We start from the raw sequence: 24,094 nt of genomic DNA on the forward strand, positions 1-24,094 counted from the left end.
ATGAAACAAGCAATTTTATATGTCGGCCACGGCAGCCGGGTCAAAAAAGCGCAGCAAGAAGCCGCAGCCTTTTTGGAAGGATGCAAGGCCCACATCTCTGTGCCAGTACAAGAAATCAGCTTTTTAGAGCTTCAGGAGCCGACAATTGAGACAGGATTTGAAGCATGTGTGAAGCAAGGCGCCACTCATATCGCAGTGGTGCCTCTGCTTCTTTTAACAGCTGCGCATGCAAAACATGATATTCCGGAAGAAATTGTCCGTGTTGCATCTCGATATCCATCAGTCCGCATTTCATACGGAAAGCCGATCGGGATTGACGAAGAAGTAGTCAAGGCTGTATATCACCGAATGAAAGACATAGGTGTTCCGTATGAAAATGCCAGAGTGGTGCTCATCGGAAGGGGAAGTTCAGATCCAGATGTCAAAAGAGACGTAACCGGAATTGCTAATCTTCTTCAGGAAATGGTTCCAGTCAAGGAAGTCATTCCGTGCTTTTTGACAGCATGCGGCCCTAATTACAAAGAGGTTTTTTCAGAACTTAAAAAAGATGACGGCACAACAACCTTTATCGTTCCATATTTGCTTTTTACGGGTATGCTGATGAATGAAATCGAACGAGAGGTTCAGAAATTAAAAGCCCATAATCCGAACGTCTACCTCTCTTCCTATATCGGTTTTCATCCTCATGTGAAAAACGCATTTTTGAACCGTGTGAGAGAAACTGCGGCAAATTCTGAGGGACAATTTGATTTTGATGGAGGTTCATATGCTTCCGCTGCACATTAGCCTGGAAAAGAAGAAGGTTGTGATTGCGGGAGGCGGCAGCATCGCTCTCAGAAGGCTGAAAACGGTGATTTCTGAGGGAGCTGATATAACGCTCGTCAGTCCGGATGTTGAACCGGAAATCAAGCAAATGGCAGAAGAGCGGCGTATCAAATGGGAAAAACGGACAATTGCAAAAGAAGATTATCTCAATGCTTTCTTCATTATTGCTGCGACGGATAATGCGGCAGTGAATAAAGAAATTGCCCAATCCGCTTCGCCTTTTCAGCTTGTCAATTGTGTCAGTGACGCTGAGCTTGGCAATGTATATATGCCGAAAATCGTAAAAAGAGGGCATGTCACTGTGTCTGTTTCTACAAGCGGAGCCAGTCCAAAGCACACGAAAGAGCTTGCTGAAAACGTGGATAAGCTGATTGACGGCGATTTTATTGCTGAAGTGAACAGGCTTTATCAGGTGAGAAGAAAGAAATAAGCCAGAGCATACAAATGCTCTGGCTTTTCTTTATGCGGCTCAGCTTTTTTTGAGCTTGATGACAGTATCAGCATCAGGCGTGACAAAGACGGTATGCTGGCTGTCATAGGTGACGAAACCGGGTTTCGCGCCGTTTGGTTTTTTGACATGTCTGATTTTTGTATAATCTACAGGCACTGAACTTGAATCTTTAGCTTTTGAAAAATAAGCTGCAATTGTCGCGGCTTCCATGATTGTTTGCTCATCCGGTTCGCTGCTTCTGATCACAACGTGGGAGCCGGGAATGTCCTTCGTGTGAAGCCAGATATCGTCTCTGGCCGCCGCTCTGGTCGTTAAATATTCATTTTGACGATTGTTCTTACCCACTAAAATAGTCAGGCCTGAGGTGGATTCATATGTTTCTAACACCGGATTGTGCGGTTTTTGCTTTTTCTGGCCTTTTTGCTGCTTAGGGCGTAAATATTTGCCCTCAACAAGCTCTTCCCTGATTTCGCTGATATCCCGGGGAGAAGCGGACGAAAGCTGCTGAATCAGCTGATCAAAATATTCGATCTCTGCCTGTGCCAGCCTGATTTGCTCCTCGACAACTGCGACCGAATTTTTCGCTTTCTGATACTTCGTGAAATAGGCCTGTGCGTTTTCAGAAGGCGTTTTGTTCGGGTTTAAAGGAATCGTGATTGTCGGGCTTTCTTCATCATAATAATTGATGACCTCAGCCTGTTTATCACCTTTTTTTAGCATATATAAATTAGCGGTTAAAAGCTCTCCGTAAAGCTGAAATTCCTTCGCGTTTTCCGAATACTCCAGGGTTTTCTCTAATTTTTTGATTTTGTTGGCATTCTTCTTCCGTTCGTTCACAACAAAACGCTCAAGATCCTGAGCCTGTTGCTTGACCCGGTCTCGTTCAGCTTTTCCGAAATAAAAACGGTCGAGCAGTTCGCTTAATGAATCAAAACGGCGTGCTTCGCCCTTTAGATGAGTCAGCTCCAGTAAATAAAAATATTCCTTTCCGTTTACAGTCGTAATGTTGGGAATGAAACGGTGCTCTTTCACTTCGGCAAACAGTGCCAGCAACGCTTTTGGCAGTGTGACTTTGTTGGCAAGGCCTGCTCTGTGAACCGCTTCTTTGGCGAAAAGCGGAGACACGCCTGAAAAGTGGTCGACAATTTGTTTATCAAGCCTTCCTTCTTGAAAGCTGAGGTGACGCAAAATATCATCTTCTGACACCTCAAGAGGCGATATTTTGTCCTGAGCAGGCGGAAGCTTATAATCTTGGCCGGGCAGTACTGTACGGTAGCTGTTCATTGACGGTGATAAATGCTTAAGTCCGTCGATGATCACATTTTCTGCTGCGTCAGTCAAAATGATATTGCTGTGGCGGCCCATAATTTCTACATAAAGCTTTCGTACGGTTTCATCGCCAATTTCGTTTCGGCTTTTGATATGAAAAATCATAATGCGGTCTAAGTCCGCTTGTTCAATTTTCTCAATGAATCCGCCTTCGATATGCTTTCTCAGCAACATGCAAAACATTGGCGGTTCGCTTGGATTTTCATAAGCTTGTGTCGTGATATGCACCCGTGAATAGCTCGGATGTGCCGATAATAATAGTTTTTGGTTTTTTCCCTTGGCACGGATGTGGAAAATCACATCGTGCTTATATGGCTGATGGATTTTTGTAATTCGTCCGCCCATTATTTTCTCGTTAAGTTCGTGTGTCATTCCGTATGTAAACATGCCATCAAACGACATATGCAATACACCCTCTCATTCTTCCTGCATTCGATAATTATAGCATGAAATGGGACGAGTCAGAATAAGCATGCTTATAGAGTGATATCTCTATAAGAGAGCAGGGGAGTGGACGAGCGGAATGAAGTTTCATGAAATGGGACAAACAGATTTACTAGAGGCAACCAATACGTCCATGAAACAAGGATTAACTGAAAAAGAGGTAAAAAAACGTCTTGACAAGCATGGACCAAACGAGCTGCAAGAAGGGAAAAAAACTTCAGCGCTTCTCTTGTTTTTCGCGCAGTTCAAAGATTTTATGGTGCTTGTTCTTCTGGCGGCAACGTTAATCTCAGGTTTTCTTGGTGAATATGTAGATGCGGTTGCGATTATTGCGATTGTGTTTGTGAATGGCATACTCGGTTTCTTTCAAGAAAGGCGTGCTGAGCAATCTCTTCAGGCTTTAAAAGAGCTTTCAACACCGCATGTCATGGCACTCAGGGAAGGAAGCTGGACAAAGATTCCTTCTAAGGAACTTGTGCCGGGGGATATTGTGAAATTTACGAGCGGGGACAGAATTGGCGCAGACGTTCGAATTGTTGAAGCGAGAAGCCTTGAAATAGAAGAATCAGCGCTGACCGGGGAATCAATCCCGGTTGTGAAGCATGCTGATAAATTGAAAAAACCGGATGTTTCACTTGGCGATATTACCAATATGGCATTTATGGGTACGATTGTGACCCGCGGCAGCGGTGTGGGGGTTGTCGTCGGGACAGGAATGAATACGGCTATGGGGAAAATTGCCGACATGCTTGAATCGGCAGGGACATTGTCAACCCCGCTGCAAAGAAGACTGGAGCAGCTCGGGAAGATTTTGATTGTTGTTGCATTGCTTCTGACCGTACTTGTCGTTGCTGTCGGTGTTATTCAGGGTCATGATCTGTACAGTATGTTTTTAGCAGGTGTCTCGTTAGCGGTAGCCGCTATTCCGGAGGGGCTGCCGGCGATTGTGACAGTGGCGCTTTCGCTTGGTGTACAGCGGATGATTAAACAAAAATCCATTGTTAGAAAGCTTCCTGCTGTTGAAACGCTTGGGTGTGCGTCTATCATTTGTTCAGATAAAACAGGGACAATGACCCAAAACAAAATGACGGTGACACATGTCTGGTCCGGAGGGAAAACATGGAGAGTGGCAGGGGCCGGCTATGAACCGAAAGGAAGCTTCACACTAAACGAAAAAGAGATCAGTGTCAATGAACATAAGCCGCTTCAGCAGATGCTTCTGTTCGGAGCGCTTTGTAACAACTCCAATATTGAGAAAAGAGACGGCGAATATGTGCTTGACGGAGATCCGACAGAGGGAGCGCTGCTCACCGCGGCAAGAAAAGGCGGTTTTTCAAAGGAGTTTGTTGAATCAAACTACCGGGTGATCGAAGAATTTCCGTTTGATTCTGCACGGAAAATGATGACTGTCATCGTAGAGGATCAAGACAGAAAGCGCTATATCATTACAAAAGGTGCACCGGATGTACTGATGCAGCGATCTTCCCGTATTTATTATGACGGCTCAGCGGCTCTTTTTTCAAATGAAAGAAAAGCAGAAACAGAGGCGGTATTAAGACATTTGGCATCACAGGCACTCAGAACGATAGCGGTCGCCTACAGGCCGATAAAAGCAGGCGAAACACCGTCAATGGAGCAGGCGGAAAAAGATCTGACCATGCTTGGCCTTTCAGGTATCATTGATCCCCCGCGGCCGGAAGTCAGGCAGGCGATAAAAGAATGCCGTGAAGCAGGAATTAAGACCGTTATGATTACAGGTGATCATGTAGAAACCGCTAAAGCGATAGCGAAAGACTTGCGCCTCCTTCCGAAAAGCGGCAAAATCATGGACGGCAAGATGCTGAATGAACTTTCTGAAGAAGAGCTTTCTCATGTGGTGGAGGATGTGTATGTATTTGCCCGCGTTTCCCCTGAACATAAACTAAAAATCGTAAAAGCCTATCAGGAGAACGGGCATATTGTGGCGATGACGGGAGACGGCGTCAATGATGCTCCTGCCATTAAACAAGCTGATATCGGCGTCTCTATGGGCATTACCGGGACAGATGTGGCCAAAGAAGCATCATCTCTTGTTCTCGTGGATGATAATTTTGCGACGATTAAATCGGCGATAAAAGAAGGCAGGAACATCTACGAAAATATCAGGAAGTTTATCAGATACCTGTTGGCGTCTAACGTCGGAGAAATCCTTGTCATGCTGTTTGCGATGCTGCTCGCCCTTCCTTTACCGCTCGTTCCGATTCAGATTTTGTGGGTCAACTTGGTGACGGACGGATTGCCGGCAATGGCGCTCGGCATGGATCAGCCGGAAGGAGATGTCATGAAGCGCAAGCCCCGTCATCCGAAAGAAGGGGTATTTGCCCGCAAGCTAGGATGGAAGGTCGTTTCCAGAGGATTTTTAATCGGAGTTGCCACTATTTTAGCGTTTATCATTGTGTACCACCGCAATCCGGAAAACTTGGCTTATGCCCAGACGATCGCGTTTGCCACATTGGTGCTCGCTCAGCTTATTCACGTGTTTGACTGCCGCAGCGAAACTTCTGTTTTCTCTAGAAATCCGTTTCAAAACCTGTATTTAATCGGCGCGGTATTGTCATCCATTTTGCTGATGCTTGTAGTAATCTACTATCCGCCGCTTCAGCCGATTTTCCATACTGTAGCCATCACGCCGGGGGACTGGATGCTCGTCATCGGTATGTCCGCGATCCCTACTTTTTTGCTGGCGGGGTCACTTTTAACAAGAAAAAAATAAATTCATATGATATAATCTTAGGGGTAATAGCGTGTCTATTGCCCTTTTATTATGAGAACAGGGAAGAATTGGGTGTTTTAAAATGATACGAAGTATGACAGGCTTCGGCAGTGCAAGCAAAACACAAGACGATCTCTCTGTAAGCGTTGAACTTAAATCTGTGAACTACAGATTTAAAGAAGTGAACGCTCGTTTGCCAAGGCCTTTGCTATATTTTGAAGATAAGCTGAAACAGACCATTCTGCAGCATATTCAGCGCGGAAGAATTGAGCTTTTCGTATCTGTTGACAGCGATATGCTTGTTGAGAAAAGGCTTGAAATTGATTGGCCGCTGCTCGATGAGTTTGTCGCAGCCGCGAGAGATATGAAGAAGCGGTATCAATTGTCTGCAGAGCCCGATGTAATGGATTTCTTTAAGCTTGATCATGTCGTCCAGATTCATGAAGAACAGACGCAAAATGACAAGCTGGAGGCGTTGATCATCGATGCTGCAGAAGAAGCGGTAAAAGGTCTCTGTGAAATGCGTGAAAAAGAGGGGCTGCTCTTAGCGAAAGACTGCCTGATGCATATTGATCAGCTTGAAGAGCTGGTGAGAGAAACTGAATTGCTGGCTGCAGATGTCGTATCTCGTTACCGGGAACGGCTGTACGCCAGAATCAAAGAATGGACTGAAGACGTATTAGACGAGAGCCGGCTTGTAACAGAATGCGCTATTTTTGCAGACCGCTCTGATATCACTGAAGAGATTACAAGGCTGAAGAGCCACTTCGCCCAGTTTCGTGATATATTAGCTAGTGGCGGAGCTGTCGGGCGCAAACTCGACTTTCTTGTTCAGGAGCTCAATCGGGAAGCAAATACGATCGGCTCAAAAGCAAATGATCATCAGATCACAAAGCTTGTCGTTGAAATGAAAAGTTCTATTGAAAAAATAAAAGAACAAGTGCAAAATATAGAATAGTGACTGTGCGTATTGTTTACAGACGGTCTTACTAGGCTAAACTAGAGACGTCTATTTTACAGGGGGAACGTAGAAGATGACGATTAAACTGATTAATATCGGATTTGGCAATATCATCTCCGCCAATCGGATGATTTCGATTGTCAGCCCGGAGTCTGCGCCAATCAAACGGATGATTCAGGATGCAAGAGACCGCGGAATGCTAATTGACGCTACATACGGACGAAGAACCCGTGCAGTTGTCGTCATGGATAGTGATCACATTATCTTATCTGCCGTCCAGCCTGAGACAGTTGCACACAGACTTTCTGTTAAAGAAGAAATTATGGATGAAGGGCAGGGGTAATTGCCGCATGAAAGAAAGAGGGTTATTAATCGTTCTCTCAGGTCCCTCAGGAGTTGGTAAAGGAACGGTTCGACAAGCGATCTTTTCGCAGGAAGACACAAAATTTGAATATTCGATTTCAGTAACCACAAGAAGTCCAAGAGAGGGCGAAGTGAACGGAGTCGATTATTTTTTCAAAACAAGAGACGAATTCGAACAAATGATTGCGGACAACAAGCTGCTTGAATGGGCAGAGTATGTCGGCAATTATTACGGCACGCCAGTCGATTATGTTGAACAGACGCTTCAAGATGGAAAAGACGTCTTTTTAGAAATTGAAGTTCAAGGGGCTCTTCAAGTGAGAAATGCTTTCCCGGAAGGCCTATTTATTTTCCTTGCGCCTCCAAGCCTTTCTGAACTGAAAAACAGAATCGTGACACGAGGCACAGAAACAGACGCTCTGATTGAAAATCGAATGAAAGCCGCAAAAGCTGAGATCGAAATGATGGATGCTTATGACTATGTCGTTGAAAACGATAATGTCGAAACGGCTTGCGATAAAATCAAAGCAATCGTTCTTGCTGAACATTTGAAGCGTGAACGCGTTGCACCAAGATATAAGAAAATGCTGGAGGTTGAATAATCAATGTTAGATCCGTCAATTGATTCTTTAATGAATAAATTAGATTCAAAATATACGCTGGTGACTGTTTCTGCGAGACGCGCACGTGAAATGCAAATCAAAAAAGACCAAATGATTGAACATACGATTTCACACAAATATGTAGGCAAAGCTTTAGAAGAAATTGATGCAGGCCTGCTTTCGTTTGAAAAGGAAGACCGCGAATAGTAGCACAAGTAGCAACCTATATCACATGTAGGTTGTTATTTTTTTCCGTGCGGTTTTGTAAAGTGCAGAGGGGGAGAATTCATTGCTAAACAATCGAAATGTGTTACTTTGCGTGAGCGGAGGCATCGCTGTTTATAAAGCCTGTGCGTTAACGAGCAAGCTGGTTCAGGCAGGAGCAAATGTCAAAGTGATTATGACTGAATCCGCTTGCCGATTCGTTTCACCGCTGACATTTCAGGCATTGAGCCGCCACGAAGTCTATACAGATACATTTAAAGAACAAAATCCAAGCGTCATTTCTCATATTGATGCCGCAGACTGGGCCGACTTGATTATTGTAGCGCCGGCTACGGCTAATGTGATTGGAAAACTGGCAAACGGCATCGCTGATGATATGCTGACGACAACATTGTTGGCAGCAACGGCTCCCGTTTGGATCGCGCCGGCGATGAACGTTCATATGTATGACCACCCGGCAGTCAAACGAAACATTTCTGTTCTTTATCAGGACGGTTATCGTTTTATTGAGCCAAGTGAGGGCTATTTAGCATGCGGTTACGTAGGAAAAGGCAGATTGGAAGAGCCGGAAAACATCGTAAAGCTGGCCGAAAAACATTTTGCTGAAGAAACATCCGCTCCTTTAGAAGGCAAGCATGTGGTCATTACAGCCGGCCCAACGCGGGAAGCGGTTGATCCTGTCCGGTTTTTTACCAATAAATCGACGGGCAAAATGGGCTACGCACTAGCGGAGGCTGCTGTTCAGCTCGGCGCACGGGTAACCTTAATTTCTGGGCCTGTTTCACTTGATCAGCCTAAAGGCCTTGCTGAGTTTATCCCTGTTCAATCGGCTGCGGATATGCGCGAAGCTGTGCTCTCTGTGTATGACGCAAGCGATATAGTCATTAAAACAGCTGCGGTAGCCGATTTTACGCCGAAAACAGTATTTGACCATAAAATGAAAAAACAAGACGGCGGCATGACCTTAGAACTGAAAAGAACAGTCGATATTTTGAAAGAATTGGGCGAGAAAAAGAAAGAGCAGATTTTGGTCGGATTTGCCGCCGAAACACAAGACATTGAACACTATGCACGTAAAAAGCTCGCCGCTAAAAACCTTGATTTGATTGTGGCAAATGATGTGAAAGCAAATGGGGCCGGTTTTGGTGCTGATACGAATATCGTGACAATCTTTTTCAAAGACGGGCATAAACGCGAACTCCCGATTATGTCTAAGCTCGATGTTTCTTTTGAAATCCTTCAGGAGATCGCAGCCCTCTCAAAACAAACCGGAGAGCGCTCATGAATTTTGCAGAAGTCATCGTTGATGTCAGCACCAAAAATATAGACAGGCCTTTTGATTATAAAATCCCAGACCATCTGAAGGGCATGATCAAAACGGGGATGCGGGTCATTGTTCCGTTTGGCCCCCGTAAGATTCAAGGGTTTGTGACAGCAGTCAAAGAAGCATCTGACCTATCGGGAAAATCTGTCAAGGAAGTAGAGGATTTATTAGATCTTACACCTGTTCTGACAGAGGAGCTTATGATTCTGTCATCATGGCTGTCAGACAAAACGCTGTCTTTTAAAATAACGGCGCTTCAAGCAATGCTGCCTGCCGCCTTAAAGGCGAAATATGAAAAAGAATTAAAAATTGCACACGAAGCCGATCTTCCGCCGCAAGTGGAACGGCTGTTTTCTGAAACAAAGACGCTGCTGTATTCAGATATACCCGATCATGAGACGCTGAAACTGATTCAAAGGCATGTTCAAAAAGGGGACATTGACGTGACGTATAAAGTCGCGCAAAAAACCAATAAAAAAATGGTCAGGCATATTCAGGCAAATGCGAGTAAAGAAGAGCTTGCTAAGCAGGCTGAGGGATTGTCCCGCCAAGCAGCAAAACAGCAGGCGATTCTTCACTTTCTCATCTCTGAGCCGGAAGGTGTGAAAATTCCTGCGGCGGAATTGTGCAAAAAAACGGACACGAGCTCTGCAACCATCAAAACCCTTATCCAAAAAGGGCTTTTGAAGGAAAGCTATGAAGAGGTTTACAGAGATCCCTATCAGGACAAAATGTTCAAAAAAACAGAGCCCCTGCCGCTGACAGACGAACAGAGGGCTGCCTTCGAGCCCATACGCGAGACATTGGACAGCGATGAGCATAAAGTGTTCCTCCTTCACGGCGTGACAGGAAGCGGAAAAACGGAAATTTATCTGCAATCAATTGAAAAAGTACTGGCGAAAGGAAAAGAAGCCATCGTCCTCGTACCGGAAATATCGCTGACGCCGCAAATGGTCAACCGCTTCAAGGGCCGCTTCGGCTCCCAGGTGGCAGTCATGCACAGCGGTTTATCCACAGGAGAAAAATATGACGAGTGGCGTAAAATCCACCGGAAGGAAGTACGGCTTGTCGTCGGTGCCAGATCCGCGATTTTTGCTCCGTTTGAAAATCTCGGAATGATAATCATCGATGAAGAGCACGAGTCTTCCTATAAACAGGAAGAAATGCCGCGCTATCATGCGAAAGAGGTGGCAATCAAGCGGGCTGAGCATCACAGCTGCCCGGTTGTATTAGGGAGTGCTACGCCGACATTAGAGTCATATGCAAGAGCGCAAAAGGGCGTATACGAGCTTCTTTCACTGAAGCACCGTGTTAACCACCGGGTGATGCCTGAGGTTTCGCTTGTCGATATGAGAGAGGAGCTTAGAAACGGCAATCGTTCAATGTTTTCAGTTGAATTGATGGAAAAGCTTGAAGAAACGATTGCCAAGGGTGAGCAGGCGGTGCTGTTTTTAAATAAGAGGGGCTATTCTTCCTTTGTGATGTGCAGGGATTGCGGCTATGTCCCGCAATGCCCGCACTGCGACATTTCCATGACGTATCATCGTTATGGCCAAAGGCTGAAATGCCATTATTGCGGACATGAAGAGCCTGTTCCGCACACTTGTCCTGAATGCGCAAGCGAGCATATCCGCTTTTTCGGAACGGGAACACAGCGAGTGGAGGAAGAGCTGACAAAAGTGCTGCCAAGTGCGAGAGTGATTCGGATGGATGTTGACACGACATCACGGAAAGGCGCCCATGAAAAATTACTGTCAGCTTTCGGAGAAGGAAAAGCGGATATTCTTCTCGGAACGCAAATGATCGCGAAAGGACTTGATTTTCCGAATGTCACGCTTGTCGGAGTGTTAAGTGCTGATACAACACTTCATATTCCTGATTTCAGATCGGCTGAAAAAACATTTCAGCTGTTAACGCAAGTCAGCGGCCGGGCAGGCAGGCATGAAAAGCCCGGCCATGTCATCATTCAAACGTATACACCGTCTCATTACAGTATCCAGCTGACGAAAACACACGATTATGAAACGTTCTATCAGCATGAAATGGCGCACAGGAGAGAGCAATCCTATCCGCCATACTACTATTTGGCTCTTGTGACTGTTTCTCATGAGGAAGTGGCGAAAGCAGCGGTTACAGCTGAAAAGATCGCTCATTTTTTGAAAGCAAACTGCGGAGCTGACACGAAAATTCTCGGACCAAGCGCGTCGCCGATAGCCAGGATCAAAGATAGATATCGCTATCAATGCGTGATAAAATACAAACAGGAAACCCAGTTATCCGCTTTATTGAAGAAGATACTGGAACATTATAAACGCGAAATTGAACAAAAACATGTAATGATTTCAATTGATATGAATCCTTATATGATGATGTAAGATCTCACGTCTTGGAGGGTAACAAATTGGCAGTAAAAAAGGTCGTCACACATCCTGCGGAGGTTTTGGAAACACCTGCGGAAACCGTGACTGTTTTTGATAAAAAGCTAAAAAAACTGCTTGATGATATGTACGACACCATGCTTGAAATGGATGGTGTCGGACTGGCAGCGCCGCAAATTGGCATTTTAAAAAGAGCGGCAGTTGTAGACATCGGGGATGACAGAGGGAGAATTGATCTCGTTAATCCTGAAATTTTAGAAAAAAGCGGCGAGCAAACCGGAATTGAAGGATGCTTGAGCTTTCCTGGCGTCTATGGTGATGTCACACGTGCCGATTATGTCAAAGTGCGTGCGTTTAACCGTCAGGGAAAACCGTTCATTCTGGAAGCGCGAGGCTTTTTAGCAAGAGCCGTGCAGCATGAAATGGACCACTTAGACGGTGTGCTGTTTACATCTAAAATAAGTAAATACTATACAGAAGATGAACTAGCGGATATGGAAGGATGATTTGATGACGAGAATCGTATTTATGGGAACGCCGGATTTTTCAGTTCCTGTTTTAAGAACCCTGATAGAGGACGGATATGAAGTAGTGGGGGTCGTCACACAGCCGGACCGTCCGAAGGGCAGAAAAAAAGTACTGACACCTCCTCCGGTCAAGGAAGAGGCATTGCGCCACGGCATCCCGGTTCTTCAGCCGGAAAAAGTCAGATTGACAGAAGAAATTGAAAAAGTGCTGGCATTAAAGCCTGACCTGATTGTAACGGCGGCATTCGGACAAATTTTGCCTAAAGAGCTTCTCGACAGTCCAAAATACGGCTGCATTAACGTTCACGCATCCCTTTTGCCGGAACTGCGCGGCGGTGCTCCGATCCATTATTCCATTCTGCAGGGAAAGAAAAAAACCGGGGTTACCATTATGTATATGGTAGAAAAATTGGATGCCGGGGACATGATCTCAAAAGTGGAAGTGGACATTGAAGAAACCGACAATGTCGGAACACTGCACGATAAATTAAGCGTTGCTGGCGCGAAGCTATTGTCAGAAACGGTTCCAAACGTTATTGCCGGCAGCATTTCACCTGAAAAGCAGGATGAAGAGAAAGCGACATACGCGCCTAACATTAAAAGAGAGCAAGAGCTGCTCGACTGGTCCAGAACGGGCGAAGAGCTTTACAACCAGATCCGCGGCTTAAATCCATGGCCTGTTGCCTATACGACGCTTAATGGACAAAACTTGAAAGTGTGGGAATCCAAAAAAACACCCGCACCAACCAAAGCTGAGCCAGGCACAGTCGTTGCGGTTGAAAAGGAAGGGATTATCGTTGCCACAGGTAACGAGACGGCTCTGTTATTAACCGAACTCCAGCCGGCCGGCAAAAAACGAATGAAAGGCGAAGACTTTGTGCGAGGCGCTCATGTTGAAGTCGGTGATGTGTTAGGAGTAAACAATGAAAAAAACTAGTGTTCGTGACATCGCCCTTGAGGCGCTGATCAAATTAGAACAAAACCAGGCATACAGCAACCTGCTGCTGAAATCGGTCATTAAATCAAATGAACTGAGTGATCAGGACAGAGGGCTTTTGACTGAACTTGTCTATGGTACATTACAAAATAAGATCGCGCTTGATTATATGCTTAAACCGTTTATCAATAAGCCTCAAAAGGTAAAGCCGTGGGTGATTCAGCTTCTTCGCCTATCCTTATATCAAATGGAGTATTTAGAGAAGATTCCAGACAGGGCAGCCATCCATGAAGCGGTTGAGATTGCTAAAATCCGCGGACACAAAGGCATTGCTTCTTTTGTCAATGGCGTGCTCCGTTCTATTCAGCGCGAAGGTGTTCCATCCTTTGACGCGATCGAAGATCCTGTACGCCGGCTGGCGACAGAAACAAGCCATCCGGAGTGGCTTGTGAAAGAGTGGGCGGATGCGTATGGATTTGAAGCTGCGGAAAAGATTTGCTGCATCCATCTCATTCCGCCGAAACAGACGCTGCGTGTCAATCAAATGAAAGCAGACAGAGCTGAGCTGCTTGACCAAATGGCTGCTGAGGGAATCGAAGTTGAAAAAGGCGACCTCGCTGAAGATGCTGTGAAGCTCTTAAAGGGAACAATTGCCGGAACTCATTTCTTCCAAAACGGTGAAGTTTCCATCCAGGATGAGAGCTCCATGCTCGTCGCCCGCGCCCTTGATCCTAAGTCAGATGAAACAGTGCTTGACGCGTGTGCGGCGCCTGGCGGAAAGTCGGCTCATATCGCAGAATTAATGAAGAACAAGGGGAGCGTTACGTCGCTTGATCTTCACAAACATAAAGTGAAGCTGATCAAAGAAGCGGCAGACCGGCTTGGCCTGACAATCATTCATGCGGAAACAATGGATGCTAGAAAAGCGGGGGAAACGTTTGAAAACGAACAGTTTGACCGAATATTGGTCGATGCCCCGTGCTCAGGTTTCGGTGTTATCAGAAGAAAGCCGGACATGAAATACACGAAAAAGCCTGACGACAGCGCCCGTCTAGCTGAAATCCAGCTGTCGATCTTGAGGGAAATCGCACCATTAGTAAAAAAAGGTGGCACTCTTGTCTACAGTACGTGTACAATGGACCGGACAGAAAATGATGAAGTAATACATGCGTTTATACAAGAACATCCTGATTTTGAACCCGATTTGTCTCTTGAAAAGCGGCTGCCTGAAAAGGTGAGACCCTTTGTTCGGGATGGAAGGCTTCAAATCCTTCCTCATTATTTCGGAACAGATGGTTTCTTTATTTGCAGCATGAGAAAGAAGGGATAAGCAATGGCAGAACTTAATAAAACAAAAGTAAGAAAAGAATTGCGGACAGAGCGTCCGTCTATTTATTCTTTTGAATTAGATGAAATTAAACAATGGCTGACAGACAACGGAGAGAAACCGTTCCGTGCGGCTCAGATCTTTGAATGGCTATATGAAAAACGCGTATCTTCTTTTGAAGAAATGACAAACCTCTCAAAGGATCTGCGTGAGAAATTAAACACTCACTTTGTGTTAACAACGCTGAAAACGGCTGTTAAACAAACTTCTCAAGACGGTACGATGAAGTTTTTGTTTGAGCTTCATGACGGTTATACCATCGAAACCGTTTTAATGAGACACGAGTATGGCAATTCTGTATGTGTAACGACACAAGTCGGCTGCCGTATTGGCTGCACATTCTGCGCGTCAACGCTTGGAGGCTTAAAACGAAACCTTGAAGCAGGGGAAATTGTCGCTCAAGTAGTCAAAGTGCAAAAAGCTCTTGATGAAACGGATGAACGCGTCAGCTCTGTCGTGATCATGGGAATCGGCGAACCTTTTGATAACTTTAACGAAATGCTCGCTTTCTTGAAAATCATTAACCATGACAAGGGCCTGAATATCGGTGCTCGCCATATTACGGTCTCTACGAGTGGGATCATCCCGAAAATTTACGAATTTGCTGATCAGCAAATGCAGATTAACTTTGCAATTTCTCTGCACGCGCCGAACACAGAAATCAGAAGCCGTTTGATGCCGATTAACAGAGCATATAAACTGCCTGATCTAATGGAAGCCGTTAAATATTATATTAATAAAACGGGACGCCGCATCAGCTTTGAATACGGGCTGTTCGGAGGCGTAAACGACCAGGTGGAACACGCCGAAGAGCTTGCCGACTTGCTGGAAGGAGTCAAATGCCACGTGAACTTGATTCCGGTAAACTACGTGCCTGAACGGGACTATGTGCGCACACCGCGTGATCAGATTTTTGCTTTTGAAAAAACGCTGAAATCCCGCGGAGTAAATGTCACAATCCGAAGAGAGCAAGGACATGACATTGACGCAGCCTGCGGTCAGCTTCGCGCGAAGGAGCGTCAAGACGAGACGAGGTGATGAGGGTTGTTAACAGCCTTAAAAACAGATACAGGAAAAATCCGCCAGCATAATGAAGATGATGCGGGGATATTCAAGGGGAAAGATGAATTTATATTAGCGGTTGTCGCTGATGGCATGGGCGGCCATCTTGCTGGAGATGTTGCGAGCAAGATGGCTGTGAAAGCCATGGGGGAGAAATGGAATGAAGCAGAGACGATTCCAACTGCGCCCTCGGAATGTGAAAAATGGCTCATTGAACAGATTCTTTCGGTAAACAGCAAAATATACGATCACGCTCAAGCCCACGAAGAATGCCAAGGCATGGGGACGACGATTGTATGTGCGCTTTTTACGGGGAAAACGGTTTCTGTTGCCCATATCGGAGACAGCAGATGCTATTTGCTTCAGGACGATGATTTCGTTCAAGTGACAGAAGACCATTCGCTTGTAAATGAACTGGTTCGCACTGGAGAGATTTCCAGAGAAGACGCTGAACATCATCCGCGAAAAAATGTGTTGACGAAGGCGCTTGGAACAGACCAGTCAGTCAGTATTGACACCCGTTCCTTTGATATAGAACCCGGAGACAAACTGCTTCTATGTTCTGACGGACTGACGAATAAAGTGGAAGGCACTGAGTTAAAAGACATCCTGCAAAGCGATTCAGCTCCTCAGGAAAAAGTAAACCTGCTTGTGGACAAAGCCAATCAGAATGGCGGAGAAGACAACATAACAGCAGTTTTGCTTGAGCTTGCTTTACAAGTTGAAGAGGGTGAAGATCAGTGCTAATCGGCAAGCGGATCAGCGGGCGTTACCAAATTCTCCGCGTTATAGGCGGCGGGGGAATGGCCAACGTGTATTTAGCTGAGGATATCATTCTAGACCGTGAAGTCGCAATTAAAATCCTGCGGTTTGACTATGCAAATGACAATGAATTTATCAGACGTTTCCGCAGAGAAGCCCAATCCGCATCAAGCCTCGATCACCCGAATATTGTTAGCATTTACGATTTGGGCGAGGAAGATGATATTTATTATATTGTCATGGAATATGTTGAAGGCATGACGCTTAAAGAATACATAACAGCAAATGGGCCGCTTCACCCTAAAGAAGCGCTGAACATCATGGAGCAAATTGTCTCAGCCATCGCTCATGCCCATCAAAACCAGATTGTTCACAGAGACATCAAGCCGCATAACATTTTGATTGATCATATGGGAAATATCAAAGTAACGGATTTTGGAATTGCGACGGCACTAAGTTCGACCACAATCACCCATACCAATTCAGTTCTGGGCTCGGTCCATTACTTATCACCTGAACAGGCCCGGGGCGGCTTAGCCACAAAAAAATCGGATATTTATGCGCTTGGAATCGTTCTATTTGAGCTTTTAACCGGCCGTATTCCGTTTGATGGAGAGTCAGCAGTCAGCATCGCCTTGAAGCATCTTCAAGCGGAAACTCCTTCGGCAAAAAGGTGGAATCCATCGGTCCCCCAAAGCGTTGAAAACATCATACTCAAGGCAACTGCCAAAGATCCTTTTCATCGCTACGAAACGGCTGAAGACATGGAAGCAGACATAAAAACAGCTTTTGATGCCGACAGACTCAATGAAAAGAGATTTACGATTCAAGAAGATGAAGAAATGACAAAAGCGATACCTATCATTAAAGATGAAGAACTCGCTAAAGCTGCTGGCGAAAAAGAAGCAGAAGTGACAACCGCACAAGAAAACAAAACAAAGAAGAACGGCAAAAGAAAAAAGTGGCCGTGGGTTTTGCTCACGATATGCCTCGTTTTTATCACAGCTGGAATTCTTGCTGTCACTGTTTTTCCGTCGCTTTTCATGCCTAAGGATGTCAAAATACCTGATGTCTCCGGAATGGAATACGAAAAAGCCGCAGGGCTCTTGGAAAAAGAAGGTTTACAGGTTGATTCCGAGGTGTTGGAAATCTCAGATGAAAAAATTGAAGAGGGCCTGATGGTAAAAACGGATCCTAAAGCGGATACCACAGTCAAAGAAGGCGCCACGGTCACCCTTTATAAGAGCACCGGAAAAGCAAAAACGGAGATCGGTGATGTGACAGGCCAAACGGTCGACCAGGCAAAAAAAGCGTTGAAGGACCAAGGGTTTAAACATGTAACAGTAAATGAAGTGAATGACGAGAAAAATGCGGGCACTGTCATTGACCAAAATCCTTCAGCAGGGACTGAGCTTGTCCCGAGTGAAGATCAAGTCAAACTTACAGTCAGTATCGGACCCGAAGACATTACGCTTAGAGACTTGAAAACCTACAGTAAAGAAGCAGCGTCTGGATATCTGGAAGACAACGGATTGAAGCTTGTAGAAAAAGAAGCATACTCAGATGATGTTCCAGAAGGACAGGTTGTCAAACAAAAACCAGCAGCAGGTACGGCAGTAAAGCCGGGAAACGAAGTTGAAGTGACATTCTCTCTCGGACCAGAGAAAAAACCTGCGAAAACAGTGAAAGAAAAGGTCAAGATCCCCTACGAACCAGAAAATGAAGGGGACGAGCTTCAAGTGCAAATCGCGGTTGACGATGCGGATCACAGCATCTCTGACACTTACGAAGAATTTAAGATAAAAGAGCCGACTGAACGAACGATCGAACTAAAGATTGAACCCGGCCAAAAAGGGTACTATCAAGTAATGGTAAACAATAAAGTTGTCAGCTACAAAACCATTGAGTATCCGAAAGATGAATAACAAGGAGGGAAAATATGCCTGAGGGCAAAATTATTAAGGCGCTAAGCGGCTTTTACTATGTACTGGATGAATCAGAGGATTCAGATAAAGTAATACAATGCAGAGGAAGAGGCATTTTCAGAAAAAACAAAATTACCCCTCTTGTCGGTGATTACGTTGTGTACCAGGCTGAAAATGACAAAGAAGGATATCTAATGGAAATTAAAGAAAGAACCAACGAGCTTATCAGGCCGCCAATTTGCAACGTTGATCAAGCGGTCCTGGTTTTCTCAGCGGTTCAGCCTTCTTTCAGCACGGCATTGCTCGACCGCTTCCTGGTTCTCGTTGAGGCCAATGATATTCAGCCGATTATATGCATTACTAAAATGGATCTGATTGAAGATCAAGATACAGAAGATACGATACAAGCCTATGCAGAAGACTATCGGAATATTGGTTATGACGTATACCTTACCTCCTCTAAGGACCAAGACAGTTTAACGGACATCATCCCGCATTTTCAGGATAAAACAACGGTATTTGCCGGTCAGTCCGGTGTTGGGAAATCCTCGCTTCTCAACGCGATCAGTCCGGAGCTTGGATTAAGAACAAACGAGATTTCTGAGCATTTGGGCCGCGGGAAACACACAACCCGCCACGTGGAGCTGATTCATACGTCCGGAGGTTTGGTTGCAGATACACCAGGATTCAGCTCGCTTGAATTTACAGACATTGAGGAAGAAGAGCTGGGCTATACCTTCCCTGATATCAGAGAAAAAAGCTCTTCATGCAAATTTAGAGGCTGTTTACATCTGAAAGAGCCGAAATGCGCGGTGAAACAAGCTGTTGAAGACGGAGAATTAAAGCAGTATCGCTATGACCATTATGTTGAATTTATGACGGAGATTAAAGACAGAAAGCCGAGGTATTAGCATAATGATAAAGGTTGCACCATCTATTCTTTCCGCTGATTTTGCCGCTTTAGGCAATGAGATTAAAGATGTAGAAAAAGGCGGAGCCGATTGTATTCATATTGATGTTATGGACGGCCATTTTGTCCCGAATATCACAATCGGTCCGCTGATTGTAGAAGCCGTCCGGCCGGTAACGGATCTGCCGCTTGATGTCCATTTAATGATAGAAGAGCCGGATCGTTATATCCCGGCTTTTGCGAAAGCAGGCGCAGATATCCTGTCTGTGCATGCTGAGGCATGTCCGCACCTGCACCGTACCATCCAGCTCATTAAAGAGCAAGGAGTGAAGGCCGGAGTGGTTCTAAACCCGCATACCCCTGTACAAGTCATCGAGCATGTTTTCGACGATCTCGATCTTGTTCTTTTAATGACGGTGAACCCGGGCTTCGGCGGGCAGAAATTTATTCATTCAGTCCTTCCTAAAATAAAAGAGGTTAAGCGAATGGCGGATGAAAAAGGAAAAAAAGATCTGTTAATTGAAGTAGACGGCGGCGTCAACAAAGAAACCGCTCCGCTCGTCATTGAAGCGGGCGCAAATTTACTCGTTGCCGGTTCAGCTGTTTATGGCCAGTCTGACCGCAAAAAAGCAATTTCTGAAATCAGAGGAAGTAAATAAGCAGCTTTAGAAAAGAGCTGGGCATACAATAGCCTAAGCTCTTTTTCCTGTATGCAGAGAAAGGAATCAGAGATGAAAACAATTAATATCGTTGCGGGAGGCCCGAAAAATCTCATTCCCGATCTAACCGGCTATACGGATGAACACACGCTTTGGATCGGTGTTGACAAAGGCACCGTCACTCTCTTAGATGCCGGGATCATTCCTGTTGAAGCCTTCGGAGATTTTGACAGCATAACGGAGCAAGAACGCCGGCGAATAGAAAAAGCCGCTCCCGCCCTTCATGTGTATCAAGCAGAAAAAGATCAAACAGATTTAGACCTCGCCCTTGATTGGGCGCTGGAAAAGCAGCCGGATATTATTCAGATTTTCGGCATTACAGGCGGCAGAGCTGATCATTTTTTAGGAAACATTCAGCTACTGTATAGAGGTGTAAAAACGAACATAAAAATTAGGCTGATAGACAAACAAAATCATATTCAAATGTTCCCTCCTGGTGAATATGATATTGAGAAGGATGAAAATAAGCGATATATCTCCTTCATACCGTTTTCCGAAGACATACATGAGCTGACCCTGACCGGTTTTAAATATCCTCTAAATAATTGTCATATTACGCTCGGTTCAACACTATGTATTAGTAACGAACTCATTCATTCACGAGGTACTTTTTCGTTTGCAAAAGGCATATTAATAATGATAAGAAGCACGGATTAAGCATGTGCTTTCATTCAATTGCTGAAAACAATGAACAAGGCGGTTACGGGACGTTATAGGAGGGGACAAAAATGAAATTTTACACCATTAAATTGCCGAAGTTTTTAGGAGGAATTGTCCGGGCGATGCTGGGCTCATTTAGAAAAGATTAATGCCCAGGGGTTCAAAGCCCTCTTTCACCACATAAAAACGCCTGCCACATATCGGGGCAGGCGTTCATTTTGTTATACACGCTCAACTTTACCGGATTTCAAAGCTCGAGCAGATACATATACTTTTTTAGGTTTTCCGTTCACAAGGATACGAACCTTTTGAAGATTCGCGCCCCAAGTGCGCTTAGAAGCGTTCATTGCGTGAGAACGGTTATTCCCAGCTGTTGTTTTTTTACCTGTGATAACGCATTTACGTGCCATTTGTTTCCCTCCTCACTTGCACAAAACATCTACTTTTTAACATTCATATAATCTTAGATGCTTTCGATATGGATACTTTAAATAATTTACCACAGCTAAAAAACGTTTGCAACTATTGTTTCATCATCTTTCAAGAAAATTCACTTGACATCTTGCGGAAACAGCAGCGCTATAGTATATGTAGAGGTACGGCCAGCGATTATTGCCTGGTCTTTTCATAATGGAAACCATATAGTAGAATAGCTGTAACTCTATGCATTCGAAGGAGGAACTAGTGTGTCCATTGAATTAAGAACGAAGTACGGACAGATTGATATATCTAATGAAGTCATCGCGATGGTTGCAGGAGGCGCGGCGGTTGACTGTTACGGCATTGTCGGCATGGCCTCTAAAAACCAGATTAAAGACGGACTGACTGAAATCCTTCGGAAAGAGAATTTCAGCAGGGGTGTCCAAGTTCGCCAAGAAGGAGAACAGATACATATCGACATGTATATCATTGTCAGCTACGGCACGAAAATTTCTGAAGTGGCACATAATGTCCAAACAAAAGTAAAGTACACAGTAAATCAAACCATCGGACTGGCAGTGGACTCTGTCAATATTTATGTCCAAGGCGTACGAGTGACGAACCCGTAGTTAGGAGGAGTAGGATTGTCTATCAGAACATTAAACGGCAGAACCTTTGCCGAGATGATTCTTGCGGGAGCGCAGAATCTGTCTCAAAACGCCAGTGCAGTTGATGCACTGAACGTGTTTCCGGTGCCGGACGGTGATACGGGAACAAATATGAACCTGTCGATGACTTCCGGAGCAAGAGAAGTTGAACAAATGGATACGGATGATATCGGGAAGGTGGGTTCCGCGTTATCTAAAGGGCTGCTCATGGGAGCACGCGGAAATTCAGGAGTTATCCTATCCCAATTGTTCCGCGGATTTAGCAAAAGCATTGAAACGAAAAAAGAAATTAATGCACTTGAGTTTGCCGCTGCGCTGCAAGCAGGTGTAGACATGGCGTATAAAGCTGTCATGAAACCTGTAGAGGGCACCATTTTAACAGTTGCAAAAGACGCTGCAAAAAAAGCGATGATCTTAGCAGAAAAAGAAACCGATATCACTGCGCTGATGATTGCAGTGACAGAAGAAGCAGAGGCGTCTTTAAACCGCACCCCTGAATTGCTACCTGTCCTAAAGGAAGTAGGAGTTGTCGATAGCGGGGGCAAAGGCCTGCTCTGTGTGTATGAAGGTTTCCTTGCTTCATTAAAAGGTGAAACTGTACCTCAGAAAGCAGTTCTTCCGTCACTTGACGACATGGTCAGCGCAGAGCATCACAAGAGCGCGCAAAGCATGATGAATACCGAAGATATTGAATTTGGATTCTGTACCGAAGTGATGGTTAGGCTTGATCAGACAAAAAGAGAGTTCGACGAAGGCACGTTCAGGCAAGACCTCAGCCAGTTCGGAGATTCTCTGCTTGTGATTGCGGATGAATCGCTGGCGAAGGTTCATATTCATGCTGAAGAGCCGGGAAACGTGTTAAACTACGCCCAGCATTACGGTGAATTGATCAAAATAAAAATAGAAAATATGAGAGAACAGCATACCTCTATCATCAGTCAAGAAAGCAAACCTGCAGACAACGAAATACCGCCGGCAAAGCAGCCGTATGGCATTGTGACTGTGGCGATGGGAGAAGGAATTTCAGACCTATTCAAAAGCATTGGCGCTTCTGTTGTGATTGAAGGCGGCCAGACCATGAACCCAAGCACTGAGGATATTGTTGATGCCGTGAAGTCTGTAAATGCAGATACGGTATTTATCCTGCCTAACAACTCCAACATTATCATGGCTGCTAACCAAGCGGCCAGCGTAGTGGATGAACAGGTTTTTGTCATTCCTGCTAAAACGGTTCCGCAAGGGATGTCAGCCCTGCTGGCTTTTAACCCGGATCAAGAAGCTGAAGCGAACGAGGCCAATATGCTAAGCGCCATTCAGCAAGTAAAAAGCGGACAGGTGACGTTCTCAGTCAGAGATACTCATATTGACGGTAAAGATATTAAAAAAGGCGACTTTATGGGCATTCTGAATGGAACGATTATCGGCACTTCTGAAAATCAGCTGTCAGCCGCGAAAATGCTGCTGTCAGAAATGATCGGAGAAGATGATGAAATCGTGACCATTCTATATGGTGAGGATGCGTCTCAGGAAGAAGCTGAGCAGCTTGAAGCGTTTCTCAGTGAAAAGTACGAGGAGATTGAGGTTGAGATCCACAATGGGAAACAGCCTCTGTATTCGTATATAGTTTCAGCAGAATAGAAGGGCAATTTGCCCTTCTATTCTTATGTCTGCTTTTAAGTGCGGCAGCGCTGTAACGCGCCCGCTTGCCATTTTATATCTGATCAATTAGTCTAGAAGCAAAGCGCTAATAAGCTCTGGTTCATAAGGAGGAATAGCATGAAATACAGAAGCGTTTTTGATATTATCGGCCCGGTTATGATCGGTCCGTCCAGCTCTCATACAGCGGGAGCTGCTAGAATCGGGAGAGTGGCCAGAAGTTTATTTGGCAGAGAGCCTGAGCGCATCATTGTATCTTTTTACGGCTCGTTTGCGGAAACGTATAAGGGCCACGGCACAGATGTCGCGATTATCGGCGGATTGCTTGATTTTGATACATTCGATGAACGGATTAAAACCGCTATACAAATTGCAGAAGCTAAAGGAATTGATATAGAGTTTCGGGTAGAAGACGCAGTCCCGGTCCATCCGAACACAGCAAAAATCACCATTTCTGATGAAAAGGGTGAGCTGGAACTGACGGGTATTTCGATTGGCGGAGGAAAGATTGAAATCACAGAATTGAATGGTTTTGAGCTCCGGCTGTCAGGAAATCATCCGGCCATATTAGTTGTTCATAATGACAAGTTTGGCACAATTGCCGGTGTTGCCAATGTTCTGGCGAAATTTTCAATCAACGTAGGACATATGGAAGTAGCCCGGAAAGATATCGGCCAGCTTGCGCTGATGACAATAGAGGTCGACCAAAATATTGACGACCACATTCTCGACGAGCTGTCGAAACTGCCGAATATTATTCAAGTGACAAAGATTGCTGACTAGCGAAAAGGGTCAGGAGGAGCCAGT

24 protein-coding genes are annotated in these 24,094 nt (G+C 45.1%); 22 read left to right on the forward strand and 2 right to left on the reverse strand.

What is annotated here, in order from left to right; translation table 11 throughout:
• Together sirB and sirC are read left to right on the forward strand one after the other, a co-directional pair.
• Positions 1-786, forward strand: a complete 786-nt coding sequence (gene sirB, locus bslm_RS08170) for a sirohydrochlorin chelatase (RefSeq protein ID WP_015252119.1) — start codon at positions 1-3, stop codon at positions 784-786.
• Entirely contained in the window at positions 767-1,255 is a 489-nt protein-coding gene (gene sirC, locus bslm_RS08175) for a precorrin-2 dehydrogenase (RefSeq protein ID WP_046381010.1), read from the forward strand. Before sirB ends, sirC begins: the two co-directional genes overlap by 20 nt.
• Before the next feature lie 39 nt (positions 1,256-1,294).
• Here sirC and rqcH read toward each other — a convergent pair whose 3' ends face one another.
• Entirely contained in the window at positions 1,295-3,007 is a 1,713-nt protein-coding gene (gene rqcH / locus bslm_RS08180; RefSeq protein ID WP_046381011.1) for a tRNA modification protein RqcH, read from the reverse strand.
• A 121-nt stretch (positions 3,008-3,128) separates the two neighbouring features.
• Here rqcH and bslm_RS08185 point away from each other — a divergent pair, with 121 nt between their 5' ends.
• From bslm_RS08185 to spoVM, 17 genes are all read left to right on the forward strand, one after another.
• Positions 3,129-5,801, forward strand: coding sequence for a calcium-translocating P-type ATPase, SERCA-type (locus bslm_RS08185; RefSeq protein WP_046381012.1), 2,673 nt, complete (start codon positions 3,129-3,131; stop codon positions 5,799-5,801).
• Between the two features lie 82 nt (positions 5,802-5,883).
• Positions 5,884-6,759, forward strand: coding sequence for a YicC/YloC family endoribonuclease (locus bslm_RS08190; RefSeq protein WP_015252115.1), 876 nt, complete (start codon positions 5,884-5,886; stop codon positions 6,757-6,759).
• 76 nt (positions 6,760-6,835) lie between these two features.
• On the forward strand, positions 6,836-7,105 hold the full coding sequence (gene remA, locus bslm_RS08195; RefSeq protein WP_003154355.1) for an extracellular matrix/biofilm regulator RemA: 270 nt from the start codon (positions 6,836-6,838) through the stop codon (positions 7,103-7,105).
• 7 nt (positions 7,106-7,112) lie between these two features.
• Positions 7,113-7,727, forward strand: a complete 615-nt coding sequence (gmk, locus tag bslm_RS08200; RefSeq protein WP_003232083.1) for a guanylate kinase — start codon at positions 7,113-7,115, stop codon at positions 7,725-7,727.
• A 3-nt stretch (positions 7,728-7,730) separates the two neighbouring features.
• Positions 7,731-7,934, forward strand: a complete 204-nt coding sequence (gene rpoZ / locus bslm_RS08205; RefSeq protein ID WP_003221520.1) for a DNA-directed RNA polymerase subunit omega — start codon at positions 7,731-7,733, stop codon at positions 7,932-7,934.
• 82 nt (positions 7,935-8,016) lie between these two features.
• Complete coding sequence (coaBC, locus tag bslm_RS08210; protein WP_017694849.1) at positions 8,017-9,237, forward strand: bifunctional phosphopantothenoylcysteine decarboxylase/phosphopantothenate--cysteine ligase CoaBC; 1,221 nt, start codon at positions 8,017-8,019, stop codon at positions 9,235-9,237.
• Positions 9,234-11,651 (forward strand): primosomal protein N', encoded by a 2,418-nt coding sequence (gene priA / locus bslm_RS08215; RefSeq protein WP_046381013.1) that lies wholly within the window; start codon positions 9,234-9,236, stop codon positions 11,649-11,651. Before coaBC ends, priA begins: the two co-directional genes overlap by 4 nt.
• 26 nt (positions 11,652-11,677) lie before the next feature.
• The gene (def, locus tag bslm_RS08220) at positions 11,678-12,160 is read left to right on the forward strand and encodes a peptide deformylase (RefSeq protein ID WP_015383630.1); all 483 of its coding nucleotides are present in this window, start codon (positions 11,678-11,680) and stop codon (positions 12,158-12,160) included.
• A gap of 4 nt (positions 12,161-12,164) precedes the next feature.
• Positions 12,165-13,118, forward strand: a complete 954-nt coding sequence (gene fmt, locus bslm_RS08225; protein ID WP_046381014.1) for a methionyl-tRNA formyltransferase — start codon at positions 12,165-12,167, stop codon at positions 13,116-13,118.
• The gene (rsmB, locus tag bslm_RS08230; RefSeq protein WP_046381015.1) at positions 13,105-14,448 is read left to right on the forward strand and encodes a 16S rRNA (cytosine(967)-C(5))-methyltransferase RsmB; all 1,344 of its coding nucleotides are present in this window, start codon (positions 13,105-13,107) and stop codon (positions 14,446-14,448) included. The genes fmt and rsmB overlap by 14 nt, the downstream gene beginning before the upstream one ends.
• 3 nt (positions 14,449-14,451) lie before the next feature.
• Entirely contained in the window at positions 14,452-15,543 is a 1,092-nt protein-coding gene (gene rlmN / locus bslm_RS08235) for a dual-specificity RNA methyltransferase RlmN (protein ID WP_014476780.1), read from the forward strand.
• A gap of 6 nt (positions 15,544-15,549) precedes the next feature.
• A complete protein-coding gene (prpC, locus tag bslm_RS08240) occupies positions 15,550-16,314 on the forward strand; it encodes a protein-serine/threonine phosphatase PrpC (RefSeq protein WP_014479762.1) in 765 nt (254 codons plus the stop codon).
• Positions 16,308-18,254 (forward strand): serine/threonine protein kinase PrkC, encoded by a 1,947-nt coding sequence (gene prkC, locus bslm_RS08245; protein ID WP_015252109.1) that lies wholly within the window; start codon positions 16,308-16,310, stop codon positions 18,252-18,254. Before prpC ends, prkC begins: the two co-directional genes overlap by 7 nt.
• Before the next feature lie 14 nt (positions 18,255-18,268).
• Positions 18,269-19,165 carry a ribosome small subunit-dependent GTPase A gene (gene rsgA / locus bslm_RS08250; protein WP_015715871.1) on the forward strand — a complete coding sequence of 299 codons (897 nt, stop codon included), beginning with the start codon at positions 18,269-18,271 and terminating at the stop codon, positions 19,163-19,165.
• Positions 19,166-19,169: 4 nt separating this feature from the next.
• Positions 19,170-19,823 (forward strand): ribulose-phosphate 3-epimerase, encoded by a 654-nt coding sequence (gene rpe / locus bslm_RS08255; RefSeq protein WP_003232058.1) that lies wholly within the window; start codon positions 19,170-19,172, stop codon positions 19,821-19,823.
• Positions 19,824-19,895: 72 nt separating this feature from the next.
• On the forward strand, positions 19,896-20,540 hold the full coding sequence (locus bslm_RS08260) for a thiamine diphosphokinase (RefSeq protein ID WP_014479765.1): 645 nt from the start codon (positions 19,896-19,898) through the stop codon (positions 20,538-20,540).
• Between the two features lie 71 nt (positions 20,541-20,611).
• Entirely contained in the window at positions 20,612-20,692 is an 81-nt protein-coding gene (gene spoVM, locus bslm_RS08265) for a stage V sporulation protein SpoVM (protein ID WP_003221545.1), read from the forward strand.
• Between the two features lie 72 nt (positions 20,693-20,764).
• Here the strand turns inward: spoVM and rpmB are convergent, their stop codons facing one another.
• Positions 20,765-20,953 (reverse strand): 50S ribosomal protein L28, encoded by a 189-nt coding sequence (rpmB, locus tag bslm_RS08270; RefSeq protein ID WP_003221548.1) that lies wholly within the window; start codon positions 20,951-20,953, stop codon positions 20,765-20,767.
• 276 nt (positions 20,954-21,229) lie between these two features.
• Between rpmB and bslm_RS08275 the strand changes: the two genes are divergently transcribed.
• The 3 genes from bslm_RS08275 (at position 21,230) to sdaAB (ending at position 24,070) form a co-directional block, all read left to right on the forward strand.
• A complete protein-coding gene (locus tag bslm_RS08275) occupies positions 21,230-21,592 on the forward strand; it encodes an Asp23/Gls24 family envelope stress response protein (RefSeq protein ID WP_003232054.1) in 363 nt (120 codons plus the stop codon).
• A 15-nt stretch (positions 21,593-21,607) separates the two neighbouring features.
• Positions 21,608-23,269 carry a DAK2 domain-containing protein gene (locus tag bslm_RS08280; protein WP_003232052.1) on the forward strand — a complete coding sequence of 554 codons (1,662 nt, stop codon included), beginning with the start codon at positions 21,608-21,610 and terminating at the stop codon, positions 23,267-23,269.
• Positions 23,270-23,407: 138 nt separating this feature from the next.
• Entirely contained in the window at positions 23,408-24,070 is a 663-nt protein-coding gene (sdaAB, locus tag bslm_RS08285) for an L-serine ammonia-lyase, iron-sulfur-dependent subunit beta (RefSeq protein WP_003232050.1), read from the forward strand.
• Positions 24,071-24,094 lie beyond the last annotated feature (24 nt).

Source organism: Bacillus sp. LM 4-2, from assembly GCF_000978495.1.
Taxonomy (GTDB): Bacteria; Bacillota; Bacilli; order Bacillales; family Bacillaceae; genus Bacillus; species Bacillus subtilis.